12 protein-coding genes are annotated in these 13,864 nt (G+C 43.3%); 4 read left to right on the forward strand and 8 right to left on the reverse strand.

Going from position 1 to position 13,864, the window contains the following annotated elements; genetic code table 11:
• Positions 1-278: 278 nt before the first annotated feature.
• The 3 genes from F6K52_RS20655 to F6K52_RS20665 all read right to left on the reverse strand — a co-directional run bounded on the left by F6K52_RS20655 (position 279) and on the right by F6K52_RS20665 (position 2,359).
• Positions 279-1,490, reverse strand: coding sequence for a transposase (locus tag F6K52_RS20655; RefSeq protein ID WP_293081836.1), 1,212 nt, complete (start codon positions 1,488-1,490; stop codon positions 279-281).
• 377 nt (positions 1,491-1,867) lie between these two features.
• Positions 1,868-2,158, reverse strand: coding sequence for a hypothetical protein (locus F6K52_RS20660; protein WP_293081839.1), 291 nt, complete (start codon positions 2,156-2,158; stop codon positions 1,868-1,870).
• Positions 2,159-2,191: 33 nt separating this feature from the next.
• A complete protein-coding gene (locus tag F6K52_RS20665; protein WP_293081843.1) occupies positions 2,192-2,359 on the reverse strand; it encodes a hypothetical protein in 168 nt (55 codons plus the stop codon).
• 110 nt (positions 2,360-2,469) lie between these two features.
• Between F6K52_RS20665 and F6K52_RS20670 the strand changes: the two genes are divergently transcribed.
• A complete protein-coding gene (locus F6K52_RS20670) occupies positions 2,470-3,009 on the forward strand; it encodes an EF-hand domain-containing protein (RefSeq protein WP_293081845.1) in 540 nt (179 codons plus the stop codon).
• A 113-nt stretch (positions 3,010-3,122) separates the two neighbouring features.
• Positions 3,123-4,841 (forward strand): AMP-binding protein, encoded by a 1,719-nt coding sequence (locus F6K52_RS20675; RefSeq protein WP_293081848.1) that lies wholly within the window; start codon positions 3,123-3,125, stop codon positions 4,839-4,841.
• Positions 4,842-5,039: 198 nt separating this feature from the next.
• On the opposite strand, the gene F6K52_RS20680 is transcribed toward F6K52_RS20675, so the two are convergent.
• A complete protein-coding gene (locus tag F6K52_RS20680; RefSeq protein ID WP_293081851.1) occupies positions 5,040-6,197 on the reverse strand; it encodes an agmatine deiminase family protein in 1,158 nt (385 codons plus the stop codon).
• Positions 6,198-6,206: 9 nt separating this feature from the next.
• A complete protein-coding gene (locus tag F6K52_RS20685) occupies positions 6,207-6,377 on the reverse strand; it encodes a hypothetical protein (protein ID WP_293081853.1) in 171 nt (56 codons plus the stop codon).
• Between the two features lie 230 nt (positions 6,378-6,607).
• On the opposite strand from F6K52_RS20685, the gene F6K52_RS20690 reads away from it, so the two are divergent.
• Both F6K52_RS20690 and F6K52_RS20695 read left to right on the forward strand, forming a co-directional pair.
• Positions 6,608-7,519 carry a Uma2 family endonuclease gene (locus F6K52_RS20690; protein ID WP_293081856.1) on the forward strand — a complete coding sequence of 304 codons (912 nt, stop codon included), beginning with the start codon at positions 6,608-6,610 and terminating at the stop codon, positions 7,517-7,519.
• 83 nt (positions 7,520-7,602) lie between these two features.
• Positions 7,603-8,352 carry a Uma2 family endonuclease gene (locus F6K52_RS20695; protein WP_293081858.1) on the forward strand — a complete coding sequence of 250 codons (750 nt, stop codon included), beginning with the start codon at positions 7,603-7,605 and terminating at the stop codon, positions 8,350-8,352.
• 56 nt (positions 8,353-8,408) lie between these two features.
• Here the strand turns inward: F6K52_RS20695 and F6K52_RS20700 are convergent, their stop codons facing one another.
• The 3 genes from F6K52_RS20700 to F6K52_RS20710 form a co-directional block, all read right to left on the reverse strand.
• Positions 8,409-9,071, reverse strand: coding sequence for a Uma2 family endonuclease (locus F6K52_RS20700; RefSeq protein WP_293081861.1), 663 nt, complete (start codon positions 9,069-9,071; stop codon positions 8,409-8,411).
• An 832-nt stretch (positions 9,072-9,903) separates the two neighbouring features.
• Positions 9,904-11,487, reverse strand: a complete 1,584-nt coding sequence (locus F6K52_RS20705; RefSeq protein WP_293081864.1) for an NAD(P)H-quinone oxidoreductase subunit 4 — start codon at positions 11,485-11,487, stop codon at positions 9,904-9,906.
• Positions 11,488-11,591: 104 nt separating this feature from the next.
• Positions 11,592-13,658, reverse strand: a complete 2,067-nt coding sequence (locus F6K52_RS20710; RefSeq protein WP_293081867.1) for an NAD(P)H-quinone oxidoreductase subunit 5 — start codon at positions 13,656-13,658, stop codon at positions 11,592-11,594.
• Positions 13,659-13,864 lie beyond the last annotated feature (206 nt).

Below are 13,864 nucleotides of genomic sequence, written 5' to 3' on the forward strand. Positions count from 1 at the left end.
TGTTGATGATAAAGCTTTTTGTCTCGCTTCAACTCCTCTAGCTCAATTTCTATGTCTAGTTGACCACTGTCTCCCAGTTGTTTATAATAATCTTTAGGAAGTTCATGAAGAGCTGACGGCATCAGGTCATGAACCTCTCGCACATTTTGAGGGATAAATATCCTCCAGAGTTTTAGTTCGTTATAGGCATAGCCACTGGTATCTAAACTATCTAAGCCCAGATTACCGTAGCGCTCTAGGAGTGCTTCTTGATAGGTGCTTAATTGACACTCCCCGTCCTATAAGAACGGGGATTCTTTAATCAACGAGGTCGCTTGCTCTTTCAGACCGGAATCAGAAAGAGTAGAGGCGTCTTCTCCTAAAGCGTTCGGATCGACGATCCAGGTTCCGGTATGCCCTACCGTACCCAAGGCTCTTTTTAAAATATTGATGGCTGCATTATGATCGCGATCTAACACACACCCACATGAACAAGAATGGGTTCTAGTTGATAGCGATTTTTTGACAACTTCACCACAACTGGAACAATTCTGACTAGTGTAAGCAGGATTTACCGCTATCGTTTGTTTACCAAACTTTTGTCCAAAATATTCCAGCCATTTCCTAAATTGATACCAACCCGCATCATTGATAGACTTGGCTAGACAGTGGTTTTTAACCAGATTCTTAACCCTTAAGTCTTCGTAAGCGACCACGTCGTTAGAGTGGATTACGCAACGGGCCAGTCTCTTGGCATGTTCTTCACGTTGCCTACTTATCTTAAGGTGTGTCCGGCCTAATCTATTAATGGCTTTTTTGCGATTGGATGAGCCTTTCTTTTTGCGAGAAACCCGACGTTGATAAAACTTTAGTTTTTTTTCTCCTTTACGATAAAACCTGGGATTCGGCTCTACACCTCCCTTAGAATCAGTGTAAAATTCCTTGAGTCCTACGTCTAATCCAACATTAGTATGAGCAGGCTCTAAAGATTCTTTTGTATCAATTTTTATACAGAACTGGACGTAGTAACCATCTGCACGGCGCACCAATCTAACTCGTTTGATTAGCTTAAGATCGTAACGCCATAACTCCCAAGTCCCTTTCAGTTTTAGCTTTCCAATACCTTTCTTGTCTAAGAAATTTATTGATTTAGCATCCCCTGACAACTTCCAGCCCGATGTCTTGTATTCAACTGATCGAGAAAACTTTTTAAACTTAGGATATCCCTTTTTGCCAGGAACTTGCTTTTTGCATTTATCGTAAAATCTAGCAATTGAGCTATAAGCTCTTTCAACCGAAGCTTGACATGCATGAGAGTTTAGGTCTTTTACAAAGGCGTATTCAGCTCTAAGCCACGTGTTATGACGGTACAGGTCTTTTTGTCCTACGCCTTTATTGTCCATCCAGTAACGAATGCACTTGTTCCGAACAAACTGACCAGTACGGATTGCTTCATCAATCGCAGCATATTGAGTTTTCTTCCCTTTGACCTTAAACTCTAAGACATTCATCTTTGACGTGGGATAACTCTACGTAAAGTATAACACAAAAACAGAAAGCCGTCGAACGAAGGACGGGGCTATTGACCCAAATTTTTGGTCAAAGTCTGGGATAATGCCTGCTGTAGCGTTAGTGTTTTGTGCGATTAGCCCGAAGGGCTACGCTACGCGATCGCATCTAAAGTTTGGGAATCCCGGATAGGCCGCAACTGATCCGATTCCCGGATGATAGTGTGTACTTGCTTGAGATACTGTCTAGCAATATACTTCCAACGAAATTCTTCTGGTAATGGTAATAACTTAAGCTCAATCCAAGTCTTGGCTAATGTCTCGGTATCTATTTGTTGACAGCCATACTTAAACGCACTTCCTAGGATAGCTTTAATGGATTAGTTTTTAATATACTGCTTGAGGGGTTTAGTATACTGTTTTAATTCTTGCTTGGATAGCTCAGCATCGTCCAATTCCTTTTCAACTAAAGCTACAAATTCTTTTAATGCTTTACCAAATAGTTTTTTCTGGGTAGTTTGATCGGATAGTCCAGTATAGTCTTTGATAGACTCTTTGAAGAAGTCTTTAGTGTAGTCTTCTAGAGCTTCTTTGGCCAAGGGACCGATCACTTCTTTAGCGAGATAGCCACCAGCACTAGAAATTCCCCAAACTGCTAACCAATCCAGCATGATATTGGTATTTTTGTGGTTTAGTTTTTTGCTTTATCTATTAGTATAGAGCAAAGGCAGTAGGGAGCAGGGAGTAGAGTGTGGGTATGGTCGAGAAATGCTTTCTCGCAGCGGCTCCAAAGGAGGATCGCCCTTAAGTCCACTAATCGGCTGTGATATCGTTTCGGTGTTGGCCAGTTTTATAATAGTTGTTTGGAGCAAATTCTCCTAAAATTTTGGAAAAGGCCACACGGGTAAAGCCTCTTGTTAGTCAACAGTCTAAAGTTAATCGTAAACAAATAACTTCTTAGCATCGACAGGAAAAAATAATCATGTTATCTCCCTTTATTCAGCGCAAAATTGCTTTAGCATTCTATAAATACGATCAATCTAAAAATGGAGTACTGGAGAAGGAAGACTTGCAGATAATTGGCAAAAAAATTGCTGAATATTTGGGTTTTAAGCAGGGCGATTATAACTACCATAAAATTCTCGATACCTATACCAAAGCTTGGGATAATTATTTGGCTTCTGCTGATCAAGATGGAGATGGAAAAGTCAGTCTAGTTGAGTTTTTGGAAGCTCGGGCAAACATGGATGCCACTCAAGTTGAAAAAAATCAAGAATTCAACAAACTAATGTTTGATTGCTTGGATTTAGATGGAAATGGCACAATTAGTCTCAAAGAATATGAGGCATATTTAAAAGCTCTGGGAGAAACCAACCAGGAAAGTATTAAACGGGGGTTTGAAAGTCTTGATATTAATCAGGATGGTTTGATATCACGAGATGAATATGCTAAGCTCCGTAGTGATTATGGTACATCGGAGGATCCAGAAGATCCATCGAAGTGGTTTTACGGAACCTTCTAGTATTGATAATGGCTAATGGGTAATTGATTGACTTTTGCCCCTTAGCCAAGCGAAATTTAATCTTGATTAATTTATCTAGATAGATTTTTACCAAAACCTGATTAATCACAAAAATGTTTTCCAACAAAAAAAAATCAGATCAAACCAGCTTTAGTGAACCTTCCCGCAAACCAGCAATAAGCTATGGAGGCTCACTAAACCTGTCGGGAAACAGTCCAACTATCCTGCCTGAAATCCTACAAACAGCAGCTACGACAGAGCAGGGAATAATTTACATCCAACCGGATCAGTCGGAAAAATTTCAATCCTATCAAGACTTATTATTAGAAGCGCGACGGATTCTATATGGTCTAATAAAACTAGGATTACAACCCCAAGATAAAGTGGTATTTCAAATTGAGTCTTCTCAAGACTTTATCAGTGCTTTTTGGGGGTGCATACTCGGCGGTTTTGTCCCAGTTTCTTTAGGAAATAACGTTACTATTAACCCTGAAAAAAATAACAGGAATATTAGCAAAATTTGCTATACATTGCAGATGCTGGAGCTACCATTATTGTTGACAGATGCTAGCTTTGCCGCTAAAATTCCTAATCTGCCGGAACTTGTGCAGGTGGGAAAATTTCCGGTGCAGACCGTGGAGGAGTTGCGCGAAAGCAAACCAGATACTAATTGCTACCATAGTCAACCAGATGATGTGGCAGTAATTATGCTTACTTCCGGTAGCACAGGTATGCCAAAAGGAGTTTTACTGAGCCACCGAAATCTGTTGAGCCAAGCTATGGGCTCGGTGCAAATGAACGGTTTTGCCAGAGAAGATATTACGTTGAATTGGATACCGATGGATCATGTGGCAGCCCTGATATATTTCCACATTCGGGATGTTTATTTAGGAAACCAACAGATTCATTTTCCCTTAGAATTATTTCTAAAAGAACCCCTGATATGGCTAGATTTGATTGATCGTTTCAAAGTTAACATCGCCTTTGCTCCAAATTTTGCCTATGGCTTGATCAATGACTGTGCTGAAACCATAGCCCAACGACAATGGGATTTATCGTCAATGAAATTCTTCTTGAACGGTGCTGAAACCATTGTAGCGAAAACAGCAAGGCGTTTTTTACAACTACTCGCCCCCCAGGGATTAGCTCCTACAGTGATGTGCCCTTCTTGGGGGATGGCAGAAGTTTCGTCTGGTGTAACTTTTTTCCATAACTTTTCCCTCAATTCCACCACAGATGATGATTTGTTTGTAGAAGTCGGAGCGCCAATTCCCGGAGTTGACCTGCGGATTGTAGATGATCAAAACCAGGTAGTTGCTGAGGGAGAGATTGGCCAATTAGAGGTTAAAGGATTAACCGTAACCCCTGGCTATTATCAGAATCAAGCAGCTAACCAACAAGCCTTCACTGAGGATGGATGGTTCAACACCGGAGATTTGGGATGTATCAAGGATGGGTGTTTAACCATTACTGGGCGGCAAAAAGATATAATTATAATATACGCTGAAAACTACTACAGTCATGAGATTGAAGCTGTGGTAGAAGAAGTGGAAGGGGTGGAAGTCTCTTATACCGCTGCCTGTGCCGTCAGAGAAACTGGGGACAATACTGATAGATTGGCAATCTTTTTCAGTGCTACTGATACTGACGATAATTCCTTAAACGCAGTGATCAAGACAATTCGGAAAACCGTTGTGAATACGATTGGGTTAAATCCAGATTACCTGATTCCTCTTTCCAAAGAGACGATTCCGAAAACAGGGATCGGCAAAATTAAGCGCCAGGAATTGAGAAAAAGATTTGAGGCTGGTGAATTCCATGGCATCTTTTGAAAGGCTGAAGTTAATAACCTGTAGATTAAGAAGATTATCAATAAAATTATCTAGGAATTATTAATATAAAACTGTCATAAAATTACAGACTATTTGTTAAATATTGCTTAAATATTTATTTGTGTAAAACAGGCATGTTGGTGGAACAGGCATCTTGCCTGTTTCCTCCCGCCAAATTTACTGATTGCTGACAGCTGACTACTGACGGCTTACACCATTAGCCACAGGTACCTGTTGGGTAATACAATGAATCCCTCCTCCACCTTCAGCTAGTATTAAACTATCGACACCAACAACCCTCCGCCCAGGGAAAACCTCACGCAGAATGGCAAGGGGAGCATCATCTTGGCTGGAGTCACCAGCAACTGGAACGATCACAGCATTATTAGCAATATAAAAATTCATATGAGCAATATCTAAGCCAAGAGGAATCTCAACAATCTCAAACTTACGTCCGCGAGCATCAGTACTTTTTTGTAATCGATGCTTAGCATCCCGACAAATCTTGTAATTTGGATCATTCCTATCATCAGTGCTATGGAGTAAGACCAATCCAGGTGCGGCAAATGCGCAAATCCCATCGACATGTCCATCTGTGACGGGATCAGGTACGATACCACGACCTAGCCAAACCACCGTTTCAGCCCCGAGATAGTCTTTCAACAATCGCTCAACTTGAGACTTACTCATCCTAGGGTTGCGATTGGGGTTAAGTAAACATTCCTCAGTGGTGATAATAGTACCTTCACCATCTAATGTGACACCACCGCCCTCCAACACTAAAGAGGATGAGTACATGGTAGTCTCAAAATAGTTAGACAATCGCGCCTTTAGTAACGCATCGTCGTGATAGGGGGGAAACTTACCACCCCAACCGTTAAAGGTAAAGCCAGCTACCCGACGTGAACCCTTGCCGTTCACCAAAAACATTGGACCGGAATCCCTTGCCCAGCCATCGTTTACGGGAAACTCAATCAGTTCAATATCTGAACTCAAAAAGCCTTTAGCCACACCCTTGTCTTGAGGATGAACAACCATCACCACCGGTTCAAACTCATTGACAGCATTCGCCACTGCTGCCCATTCCCGCCTTGCCTTCTTCAGACCATAGCCTTTCCAATTCTGAGCTGGAGGAAACACCATGATCGTGAATTCATGGGGTTCCCATTCCGCTGGAAAGAAAAAGCCATCCTCAAGGGGTGTTGTCTGCTGTAATAACGTCACTCCAGTGCTGCTATAGTCCGGCATTTCACTACTACTAACCTCAGTTCTGACCCTTGAGCAAACTGCTGACCAACCCAAGGCACTAGCAGCTGAAAGAACACTTAACTTTAGTAACCTTCGACGATTCAACATAGCGTGTATCTATTCTATAGCAGTTCTAAATTCGGTAGGGAGTAGGGAGCAGGGAGTCGGGAGTCGGGAGTCGGGAGTAAGAATCCTGCTATACTTCCCACCCTCTACATACTTCCCAAACCTCCCAAACTTGCCACACTGCCGATGATTTTTGATGGTTAATGCTAGCAGCGATATCATATAGTGGCTCAAATGTCCAGTGACAGGTGATCTGTTTTTTCTACTGATGGTCAAATTAAGGTAATTAGAGATTCTGTAATGCGGTGTGATTGCAATTACACCTTTGGGTAATGGGAAAAGTGTTTTCACCATTACCCTTCTTACCCATAAAGAAAAGGTTCACTAATGTAACCTATCAGCTATAAGTTTCAAGTTTCTAGTTTCTAGTTTCATCGAATGGTGTCTTTCCTATGACTAAAGTACCTATTACTAAAATAACTGACGAACTCAAAACCGAAATTTTCTATCCCGATAGTGATGGTAAGCCTATGACAGAAAGTGATCCTACTCGGGATTATCTGATTTATGGCGTAGAAGCCTTAAAAAGTTATTTCAAAAATCGGGAAGATGTTTATGTTTCCGGTAACTTATTTATTTACTACCAGAAAGGAGAACCCGATCAGGTAGTTTCTCCCGATGTATTTGTGGTTTTTGGTGTAGAAAACAAACAGCGAAGAAGCTACAAGGCTTGGGAAGAAGGAGGAAAATTGCCCAGTTGGGTATTAGAAATAACCTCAAAAAGCAGCCGGAATAGTGATCAAACCACAAAACGCCAACTATACCAAACTATGGGAGTATTAGAATACTTTCAGTATGATCCTACCGGGGATTATCTTAACCCGCCACTTAAGGGATTACGTTTGGTGAAGGGAAAGTATCAACCTATCCCCAGCAAGTCTTTAGGGGATGGAGATTTTTCTATTGATAGTGAAGTCTTAGGTCTAGAGCTGCAAGTGAATCAGGGAAAACTAGAATTTTTTGATCCGAAGCTGGGTAAAAAGCTATTAAACTTTCAAGAACTTGAGATAGCTTATCAACGAGCAAAGTTAGAGCAAACCACAGAAACTCAAACCCGACAACAAGCGGAGTTAGAGCGAGCTGCCGAAGCTCAAGCCCGACAACAAGCGGAGTTAGAGCGAGCTGCTGAAGCTCAAGCCCGACAACAAGCGGAGTTAGAGCGAGCTGCTGAAGCTCAAGCCCGACAACGAGCGGAAGAAGGGCTACAGAATGCTATTTCCCAGTTATTAAGCTTAGGCTTGACTGTTGAACAGATAGCTGAAGCACTAAATTTATCAGTGGCAGAGGTTAACCGTCACATTTAAATTGGTTATTGCCCCTTACCTATTCCCTGTTTCCTATTCCCTGCTCCCTATTCCCTGCTCCCTACTCCCTTGCTGAATGACCAATGACTAATGAGCAATTAAAACCTAAATTTTTTTATCGCAATACTAATGGTACACCAATGGCAGAAAGTGACCCTAACCGAGATTATATAATTTATGGCGTAGAAGCCTTGAAAAACTATTTCAAAAATCGAGATGATGTTTATGTTTCCGGTAACTTATCGATTTACTACCTAGAAGGCATATATGATGCCGTAATCGAGCCTGATGTATTTGTGATTTTCGGAGTAGAAAATAAACTACGAAAACACTACAAAGTTTGGGAAGAAGGCGGAAAGTTTCCAAGTTGGATATTAGAAGTAACTTCAATAAGTACGAAGGGAACTGATCAAAGGTTTAATCGCCAAACATACCAAGATATGGGAGTATTAGAATACATGCAGTATGACCCTGTGGAAGATTATCTCCAACCACCCCTGAAAGGATTACGTCTGGTGGAGGGAAACTATGAGCCTATAGCTAGCAAACCTTTAGGAGATGAAGATTTCTCGATTTACAGTGAAGTCTTAGGTCTAGAACTTCAAGTGAATCAGGGAAAATTAGAGTTTTTCGATCCAAAGTTAGGGAAAAAGTTATTAAACTTTCAAGAACTGAACATGGCTTATCAGGAAGCTGAACAAGCACTACATAAAACTGAACAAGCACTACAGAAGGCTATTTCACATTTATTAGGATTAGGGTTAAGTGTGGAACAGATAGCTGACGCTTTGAGTATATCAGTAGAGGAGGTTAATCAAAGAGTGCAACCTTAACTAAGGTCAGTTTTGGATAAGGAGGAGCGAAGGGAGTAGGCTGAAAGTGCTACCCCTCAAGCTTCCCAAATTTCCTCCATAACCATGACAAAACCAGGCAGCACCGAATCATCCCCCTTCACCGTAGCGGGATTTTCCAATTGCGACCCATCAGCACCAGGACGGTAAATATACACCCGACGACTATTTGGCTCAATCAACCACCCCAACCTCGCACCATTTTTCATGTACTCCTCCATCTTGTTCTTGAGATCTTTTACCCTATCACTGGGGGAACGCAACTCAATCACAAAATCTGGGCACAGAGGAATAAATTTTTTTCTGTCTTGATGCAGTCGCTCATGGGGGAAACCCCCAAGACCGCGCTGCATCGCTTCTTCTTTACTCAGGGATTCCCACCGCTCCAGCTTGAGCCAAGATGCATCAGGAGAACGATCTGCCCCATTAGGCAGTTTAAAGCCACAAGAAGACTCAAAAACTTTCCCTAGCTTTGTTTGGCGGTTCCATAACCGTAGCTGAAAATTAATGTCGGAATTTCTGTCAGATGTTTCACCTCCTGTTGGGGGCATAACAATTATTTCTCTCTCTAATGTGCGTTCAATACGTAAATCTCGATTAACCTGACAAAACTCAAAAAATTGGTCATCATCCATCTCCAATGCTGGAGGCATCCTCAGCACAATGGGATTAGTTTCAACAGCTGTGGTGGCTAATGTCATGATTTAGCTACTTCCCGCACAAGTTTCTTATATTTTAAGATCAGTTTTGGTTAAGCGATCGCTAGCAATAGCTTCTCTAATATCAAGTTCGGTTGAATACCCATAATAAAAGTGTGGGGAGATGGGGAGATGGGGAGATGGGGAGATTTTTATTAAGCGATGCAGCGCCTTCATGCGGGGGTTTCCCCCACTCGCTATTGCATCAAGACAGGGTAATTATCCTGACATGATATAAGGGAGCTTTTTGGCTGCTTTGGCAACAAAAAAATGTAGGGGTTGGTTCATACTACCCCTACATTAAAAGCTGCTAATTTGTTAATCACTTCTTGATGCAATAGCGAGTGGTTTGAATTTACCGTAAGACAGTTGAGCCTTAATCAATAAGTTTTACCCCTTTTCTGCATAGCCGACCAACCATAAAGGCTCAACTGTCTAAGGTTTGGTCTCCGGGGGAAACCCCCAAGACCGCGCTGCATCGCTAGTATGGTGGGCAAACTAATCTAGTGCAACATTTAACCTGTACAAACCTACAGTCCATTATTTTACGTCGCTTAACTTACGACCAGCTGCCAAGGCTTTTAGTTCTTCGTTTGGCGGTAGTGTTTCCTTGTTAAACAAGTTACTAACTTATTTGATTATAAAACAGTAGATAATGTTTGACAAGGTTTAGAGAGCTATAAGGCTAATAGTTGCACCTCTCGAATACTCAAAACAATAGAACTGTTTTTGCCCACCCTACTAGCTAGGGAAAAGTTCTCTAGTCTCGAATACTCAAAACAATAGAACTGTTTTTGCCCACTCTACAAGCTAGTCAACTGTAAAATATCAATCCCTAACGAGGAGCAATAGATGGAGCGACAGAAACTATTGGAGCATTTTCTAGTGCTACTGGTGCTTCGTTGACCAAGGTTGGTACAGAGTTGCGGAGTCGTGCGGTTAGCTGAACGGTAGTAGCGTCATAGATCTGAGTCACAATTTTCGGATACAAACCAATGCCGATAATTGGTACTAACAGACAGGCAATAATAAACACTTCCCGAGGTTCAGCATCAATCAAGGCTTCGTGGGCGACTAATTCCTTGTTTTCCGGACCATATAAAATCTCCCGCAGCATGGAGAGCAGGTAAACTGGTGTTAAAACAACGCCGATAGCTGCCAGGACAATCACTAATACCTTGAACAAGGAACCGTAAGCATCACTGGTGGCAAAGCCAACAAACACCATCACTTCTGCGACAAACCCACTCATTCCGGGTAATGCTAAGGATGCCATGGAACAGGTTGTCCACATGGCGAACATTTTGCCCATTCTCTTACCAACACCCCCCATCTCATCGAGCATCAAGGTATGGGTACGGTCATAGGTAGCTCCTACTAAGAAGAATAGGCTGGCACCAATTAAACCGTGGGAAATCATTTGCATCACTGCCCCACTCATGCCTAAGTCGGTAAAGGAAGCTATACCAATTAAGACAAATCCCATATGGGAAATGGATGAGTAAGCAATCTTACGCTTGAGATTACGCTGGGCAAAGGAGGTAAGGGCAGCATAGACAATATTGACAATCCCTAAAATCACCAATGCCGGAGCAAAGACGGCATGGGCATCGGGTAGCATCCCAGCATTCATGCGGATTAGGGCATATCCCCCCATTTTCAGCAGAATGCCAGCCAGGAGCATGTGTACCGGTGCTGTGGCTTCCCCGTGGGCATCTGGTAACCAGGTATGTAGAGGGAAGATGGGTAGCTTGACCCCGTAAGCAATCAGGAAGCCTCCGTAAAGCAATAGCTGGAAATTGAGGGCGTAATCTTTGAGGGCTAGCGATCGCATATCAAAGGTTACGGTATCTCCATAGAATGCCATGCCTAAGGCAGCTAGCAAGATAAACAGGGAACCCCCTGCGGTGTAGAGGATAAACTTGGTAGCTGCATAGAGACGCTTTTTGCCCCCCCAGATTGACAGTAGCATGTAAACCGGAATTAACTCCAGTTCCCATACCAAGAAGAACAACAGCATATCCTGAACAGCAAATACAGCAATCTGACCACCGTACATTGCCAACATCAGGAAGTAAAATAGCTTAGGCTTGAAGGTTACCGGCCAAGCTGCCAGCATCGCTAGGGTAGTAATAAAGCCAGTCAGTAAAACTAGAGGCATGGATAAGCCATCTACACCTACTGACCAATTCAAGTCCATTTGAGGCACCCAGCTGTATTTTTCGACCAGTTGCAGTTCTGGGTTGCTCAGGTCGTACTGGGTCACAAAAGCATAGACAATTAGGGCAAAATCAATTAGCCCGATAATTAAAGAGTACCAACGCTCCCAAGTCCCATTTTTTTCTGGCAGAAACGGGAGCAGAAGCGATGCCGCAATCGGAAACAGAATAATTATTGTTAGCCAGGGGAAATCTGTCATAGTCAACTAGTCAGTCACCATTGGTCAAAATAAAATTGCAAATTTTCAATTGTTAATTGTTAATTGTTTATTGTTTATAAACAACTAACAATTAACAAAGCAGGTCAGGTCACACCTGAGACAATTACTAAACCCAGTACTGCGAGGAAGACAATTAGAGCATAGAATTGGGCACGACCGTTTTCTACGTATTTCAGTGCTTCACCACTAAGCAGGGTGAAAAAGCCAGTCAGGTTGACTACACCATCAACGATTCGGTAGTCTACTTCCATAACTTGCCGTGCTAATCGACGGCTTCCCTGAACAAACAGCCGGTCATAAATTTCATCGAAGTACCACTTATTGAGAGACAGCTGATATAGGGGCTGGATTTTTTTAGCGATCGCATTGGGGTCAATCTTGCCCTGTAAGTACATCAGTACCGCAACGGAAATCCCAATCAGACCGATTCCCACGGAACTGCCGCCCATAATCAGAAATTCTGACCAGTCAAAAGCTTCTGCTTCTGCCACGACTTCGGCTATGGTTTCACTGGCTGGGTGGATAAATTCCTCAAAGTAGTTGTTAAAGGGAGTTCCCACCAAACCAATCAGTACCGATGGCACAGCTAACACTAACAACGGTAGGGTCATCGTTAAGGGTGACTCATGGGGAAACTCACTGTGGTGGTGGTCGTGGTGATCATCGTCAGCCTGAGCCTCAAGTTCCCGTACATCCATAGCACCAGGACCAAAAGCAGGTACAGCTACACCAGCAGCTTCCTTGAGTTGATGACGGATTTCCATTTCATTGCCCCGAAATTCCCCTTCAAAGGTGGAGAAATACATCCGGAACATATAGAAAGCGGTCATTCCAGCGGTCAGCCAGCCAATTACCCAAAGTATTGGACTTACCTCAAAAGTACTGCCTAAGATTTCATCTTTTGACCAGAACCCTGCGAAGGGGGGAATTCCACAAATTGCCAAGGTTCCAATTAGGAATGTCAGGGAGGTAATGGGCATAAACTTACGCAAGCCTCCCATTAACCGCATATCCTGAGCTAAAATCGGGTCATGGCCAACCACAGCTTCCATACCGTGAATTACTGACCCAGAGCAGAGGAACAGCATGGCTTTGAAATAAGCGTGGGTCATCAGGTGAAATAAGCCAGCACCATAGGCTCCAATGCCCATTGCCATTACCATATAACCCAATTGAGACATAGTTGAATAGGCTAACCCTTTCTTAATATCATTTTGAGTAATAGCAATGGTTGCCCCTAAGAAAGCGGTAAATGCTCCCGTCCAGGCAATCACAGTCATGGCGACTGGAATCCCTTCAAACACGGGGTACATCCTGGCAATCAAAAACACCCCAGCAGCTACCATGGTTGCGGCGTGAATTAGGGCAGAGATCGGGGTTGGGCCTTCCATAGCATCGGGAAGCCAAACGTGGAGGGGAAATTGGGCGGATTTAGCCACCGGACCGAGAAACACTAAGACAGCGAACAAAGCTGCCATGCCTGCACCCAGGTAACCTGATTCCACAAAGGTTTCCAGATTTGCTCCCATGGCATCAAACTCGAAGGTGCCAGTTGCCCAGTAGAGTCCCAACATGCCTAACAGCAGACCAAAGTCTCCGACACGGTTAGTCACGAAGGCTTTTTGACAAGCATCTGCTGCTGCCTTACGGTCATACCAGAATCCAATGAGCAGGTAGGAACACATTCCCACCAGTTCCCAGAAAATATAAACTTGCAACAGGTTGGCAGAAACCACCAAACCGAGCATAGAGGAACTAAACAAGCTTAAATAAGCATAGAAGCGCACATAACCGGGGTCATGAGCCATGTAGCCATCGGTATAAATCATGACCAGAAAAGCTACGGTGGTCACCACTACCAGCATCAGTGCGGTTAAGTGATCGATGGTATAGCCCATCATTAGGTGAAAATTGCCAGCAGCAGCCCACTCCAGGGTGCGTTGATAGGGTTCATGACCATGAAATTGACTCCAGAGTATAGCAAAGGAGAACACCATCGACGCCCCCAAGAAGGAGACAATCAATACAGCTAACAGCTGCCGCAGACGGTTCGTTGCTCTATTGAAGGAAATTAGCCCCAGACCAACCAGCATTGCCCCTGCCAAGGGAAACACTGGGATTAGCCAGGCATATTTATAAAGCGGTTCCATTTAAGACAGCCTACTTCAGATTTCGTTACTATTTTGGCAAACTGTTAACCGCTGATGTCTAAAGTTTTTCTTTTTGTTTGTCTGTAGAAGACCAGGCGCTTTAATCTCAACTGCACTATAGCCGTTTAGGCCATGGACTCACTGTCGGCACGCGCGCCCGTCAGCCCACCGGCGGGGTCGCGGATCGCGGTCGCTTCGAGCGCCAA

Source organism: Moorena sp. SIO3H5 (genome assembly GCF_010692395.1).
Lineage (GTDB): Bacteria > Cyanobacteriota > Cyanobacteriia > Cyanobacteriales > Coleofasciculaceae > Moorena.

What these genes read in the sequence shown, in the direction of transcription:
- F6K52_RS20685 (WP_293081853.1), bottom strand. Translation starts at nt 6,377, where the DNA reads ATGATATCGCTGCTAGCATTAACCATCAAAAATCATCGGCAGTGTGGC.
- F6K52_RS20660 (WP_293081839.1), bottom strand. Translation starts at nt 2,158, where the DNA reads ATGCTGGATTGGTTAGCAGTTTGGGGAATTTCTAGTGCTGGTGGCTAT.
- F6K52_RS20710 (WP_293081867.1), bottom strand. Translation starts at nt 13,658, where the DNA reads ATGGAACCGCTTTATAAATATGCCTGGCTAATCCCAGTGTTTCCCTTG.
- F6K52_RS20680 (WP_293081851.1), bottom strand. Translation starts at nt 6,197, where the DNA reads ATGTTGAATCGTCGAAGGTTACTAAAGTTAAGTGTTCTTTCAGCTGCT.
- F6K52_RS20690 (WP_293081856.1), top strand. Translation starts at nt 6,608, where the DNA reads ATGACTAAAGTACCTATTACTAAAATAACTGACGAACTCAAAACCGAA.
- F6K52_RS20670 (WP_293081845.1), top strand. Translation starts at nt 2,470, where the DNA reads ATGTTATCTCCCTTTATTCAGCGCAAAATTGCTTTAGCATTCTATAAA.
- F6K52_RS20695 (WP_293081858.1), top strand. Translation starts at nt 7,603, where the DNA reads ATGACTAATGAGCAATTAAAACCTAAATTTTTTTATCGCAATACTAAT.
- F6K52_RS20655 (WP_293081836.1), bottom strand. Translation starts at nt 1,490, where the DNA reads ATGAATGTCTTAGAGTTTAAGGTCAAAGGGAAGAAAACTCAATATGCT.
- F6K52_RS20675 (WP_293081848.1), top strand. Translation starts at nt 3,123, where the DNA reads ATGTTTTCCAACAAAAAAAAATCAGATCAAACCAGCTTTAGTGAACCT.
- F6K52_RS20705 (WP_293081864.1), bottom strand. Translation starts at nt 11,487, where the DNA reads ATGACAGATTTCCCCTGGCTAACAATAATTATTCTGTTTCCGATTGCG.
- F6K52_RS20700 (WP_293081861.1), bottom strand. Translation starts at nt 9,071, where the DNA reads ATGACATTAGCCACCACAGCTGTTGAAACTAATCCCATTGTGCTGAGG.